This is a genomic window from Chamaesiphon sp. OTE_75_metabat_556 (assembly GCF_031378165.1).
Classification (GTDB): Bacteria; Cyanobacteriota; Cyanobacteriia; order Cyanobacteriales; family Chamaesiphonaceae; genus Chamaesiphon.
In genome coordinates, this window is record NZ_JANNDR010000321.1 from 1 (window position 1) to 3441 (window position 3441).

The following is a 3441-nucleotide window of genomic DNA, read 5'->3' on the forward strand; positions in this document are numbered from 1 at the left end:
GTGGCGGTCATCGGTCTACATGTATTTTTTTGATAGTGGCTGTCTATATATTTGAAGTTAAACGAATCATCTGAATGATTCGGTTGCGCCAGTACGCCAAGATATCTAGCTTCTTCGATTGAAAATAGTATTTTATAGCCAATATAGCTACGTCAACAATCATATCCTCGATCGGCAAAAACCATAGATAATTGTGCAAATTACTTTTGTTTTATACAATACAAGCATCTACTAATATAGTATACCCATCTATTGAGATCATATTACTACATTATTGGGTCTTGCGATTAATGCATTAGATAGAAATGTATAATACTTAATGTATTATAGCGAATTAGCAGTGAGATGCTTGACGATCCTAAATGTTAAAAATAAAAAATGTAGTCAAATAAAAATACAAAAACACTTTTTTATTAACTCAATCTGATGCGATTCTGACGATACAGTTATTTTGAAATATCGAGATCCTAGCCCCAGCGTTGTAAGTATCGATGGCTCTCCTGTAGTTATGGTGAGTGAGGCAGTTGGCTGATGATGCAGGTAAGAAAACCAAAGGGCGAAAACGGTTCACGGTGGTAAGTACACTCGGACTACTATTAATGGTAAAAGTAGTTGCGGCTGACGTGCCAGAACAGGATGGCGCAAAACAACTACTTCCAAAGATGAAGGCGGAACGCCATCGTGTTTCTTGATTAACCCGAATCTGGTTTGATGGTGGCTGCTCTGGCTCAGATTTTCTCCATTGGGTAATGGATGTCTGCCACTCGATTGTTGATGTTATCCGATAAACGAGCTGTACCGATCTTTTTTGGTGCAGTTTTTGAGTAAATAATTACAAAAGAAGATTAAATTTCGAGATTGGTAACATCTAGATTCTGGCTGGGTAATCTAAGCATATGGACAGGTTAATACTAGAAATATGAATCGACTTATCGCCACAACCGAGCGGTTCTCTTTCCAATCAAGAGAATTATCAGAACAACTGCTCAAACACTTGCAGAATGGCAGAACTGGATATTGGGAACATCAATTCGATCGGTTGGCAGATCGAGAGCAAGTCATCCATTGGTACTTGGCGATTGCCAAAGGCCAAATTTTGTATGCTAGCAATCGCTTGTTGTCAGTACCAAGCTTGATGAAGATCCTCTATCGCTATACGCTACATACTCGCAATGAGTTGGTGGGCGAGCGGTTCGAGCAGCTCAAGGTGGCCGCAGAACAGGAAGTTTGGACGCCAGTGCAATTACTCGCCAAAATGAAGCAAATTGGGATTGTCAATGACGCCCAACTGATCAAAGCTTTGAAAATGAAAGTTTTGAATGACTTAGATACCTATGTGCTCATGGGTAGTGGCAAGGCGACTTTTATTCCTGCTCCAGATTTGGAACTGCAATTACCCATCGAGGGATTTAGCCCGATCATCGTTCTGGATGAAGCCAAGCAAAGACAATTGCAATGGGAAAAATTGCAACAGCAAGTGCCCTCGATTCATTTAATTCCTGTCCTCAATCGATCGGCACTAACGAAAGCTAATCTCCCAGCCGGACAGCAACAGCGGATTGAAAATCTCGTGCAATCTCAGCAAACGCTAAATTCGATCGCTGAAGATATGGCCAAAGATACACTCGAAATTGCCGAGATGTTTGCCAAATTTGTCAGGGTGGGATTGGTTAGTTTTCAACCGCCAAAAAAAGATACTCCTGCACCGATTGTCGTTGTTGATGACTCGCCGATAATTTTGTCCCAGTTTCAGCACTGGGTGGGGAGTTTGGGTTATCCAGTCGTCGGTTGTCAAGAGTCGGAAACCGCACTGGCAACCATCGTCGAAGTCGATCCCGCCGCAATTTTTATCGATATTAATATGCCGGGAATTTCTGGATTTGAGCTAGTCAAACAAATCCGCAAACAACCTCAATTGGCGGCGATTCCGCTAGTGATTTTGACTGGGGAGCAAAAGCTGTCCAATCGCTGGCGGGCGCAATGGAGCGGGTGTGAGTTTTTGACAAAACCGCTAGCATCAGGCGACGTGAGTGATTTTCAAGCCCGACTTGAGGAATTACTCATCAATCTCGTCGGCACGCCAGAATCGGCAGCTAACGCTCAGAACTAAGTCCACAACTCAACTACAGATAAATTAGGTAAGTAAATATGCACTTTTTAATTATTGATGACAGCTCCGTTGATGCACATGCTTTGACAGCGGTTTTGGAAGCAGTCGGACACAAAGTCGATCGCTGTGATGGTGCCAAAGATGCGATGCAGACGATCGAGGATGGGAGCTACGATGCCGTGTTTTTAGATGTGGTGATGCCAGAACAAGATGGCTATAAATTCCTGCGGGCAGTGAGATTGAATCCGAAGACTGCCGATCTCTATGTCATCTTCTGTTCTAGCAAAAAAACTCCATTGGAAATGAATTATGGCATCCAGCGAGCTGGTGCTAATGATTATCTGCCTAAACCAGTGAGTCGTGAAAGTGTTGAAGAAGTATTGGCTAAAATTCCGGCCAAAGCTACTGCGGCGTAGATCTACCCCACTGGGCGGGTCACCCGCAGCAGCCCTACGGGCACCCCTCATTGGAGGGGATTTTCCTTCTAATTGCCAAGCTCTATGACCGCAGAGAGCAGAGCCGAATTGAACTCCCAACTCCCAACTCCCAACTCATGCCTGCTACTCAAACTCCACCAATTGCGTCCCAAACCTTACTAGCCGATCGATTTATCTCGACGGCGATCGACCGCCGCACCCTGGTATTTCCGGCTGTGTGGGTGGCCGAAATTTTGCGAATCGATCGCGTGCAGATCCTCGATTTACCATTTTACGATTCGGTGCTGATGGGCATCATTCATCATAATGGCGCGATCATCCCGTTAGTTGCTGGCACTCGCTTGTTAAACATCGAGCAATTTGGTGCGCGCGAACGAGCAGTCGTAGTCAAACTCAATGAATCTGCCGGATCGCTGGCAAATATCGGCATCGTCGTCGATCGAGCGATCGGCACCAGTAACCGCGCCGATTTGCCACCAGACTTATTTACGACTACAGCTACCGATGGAACGATGCTGATGATGCGTCCCGATTTAATTCCACCCGGTTTGTGGCAACCCCGAATCTAGGTTTTAGACTTTAGTCTTTAGGCTGTCACCTCATTCTCCTACCCGCTACCCTCGACCCTCTACCTTCTTCTACCTCCATGAATAGCAATCAGCCAATCATACCAGTGCAACCAGGTCGATCGACAAACCCGATCGCACAGCTCAAAGGCTTCGTACGGAATAACTTGCTCGCCACGATTACCACCACGATCGCTGGTAGTTTGCTGCTGACTGGGGTGTCGGCCTGGAATATTTGGAGTATTTACAATAGCTTTCAATCTACTGTTACCAAACAGATCGATTTGCAAAGAATTAGTGCGGACATGGTCTATAACGACGAAGTGCT

4 protein-coding genes and 1 pseudogene are annotated in these 3441 nt (G+C 45.1%); all 5 read left to right on the top strand.

Features of this window, described 5'->3' with window-relative positions:
* Positions 1–515: 515 nt before the first annotated feature.
* Positions 516–692: a hypothetical protein gene (locus tag RMO27_RS12750; protein WP_309733014.1), complete on the top strand. Its 177-nt coding sequence runs from the start codon at positions 516–518 to the stop codon at positions 690–692.
* 227 nt (positions 693–919) lie between these two features.
* Complete coding sequence (locus RMO27_RS12755) at positions 920–2110, top strand: response regulator (protein WP_309733016.1); 1191 nt, start codon at positions 920–922, stop codon at positions 2108–2110.
* Between the two features lie 38 nt (positions 2111–2148).
* Positions 2149–2526, top strand: coding sequence for a response regulator (locus RMO27_RS12760; RefSeq protein ID WP_309733018.1), 378 nt, complete (start codon positions 2149–2151; stop codon positions 2524–2526).
* 137 nt (positions 2527–2663) lie between these two features.
* Positions 2664–3116: a chemotaxis protein CheW gene (locus RMO27_RS12765; protein ID WP_309733021.1), complete on the top strand. Its 453-nt coding sequence runs from the start codon at positions 2664–2666 to the stop codon at positions 3114–3116.
* A 77-nt stretch (positions 3117–3193) separates the two neighbouring features.
* Positions 3194–3441, top strand: a pseudogene (locus tag RMO27_RS12770) (hypothetical protein); the annotation flags it as partial.

Coding starts and splice junctions, on each gene's coding strand:
- RMO27_RS12755 (WP_309733016.1), top strand. CDS start 920: ATGAATCGACTTATCGCCACAACCGAGCGGTTCTCTTTCCAATCAAGA.
- RMO27_RS12765 (WP_309733021.1), top strand. CDS start 2,664: ATGCCTGCTACTCAAACTCCACCAATTGCGTCCCAAACCTTACTAGCC.
- RMO27_RS12760 (WP_309733018.1), top strand. CDS start 2,149: ATGCACTTTTTAATTATTGATGACAGCTCCGTTGATGCACATGCTTTG.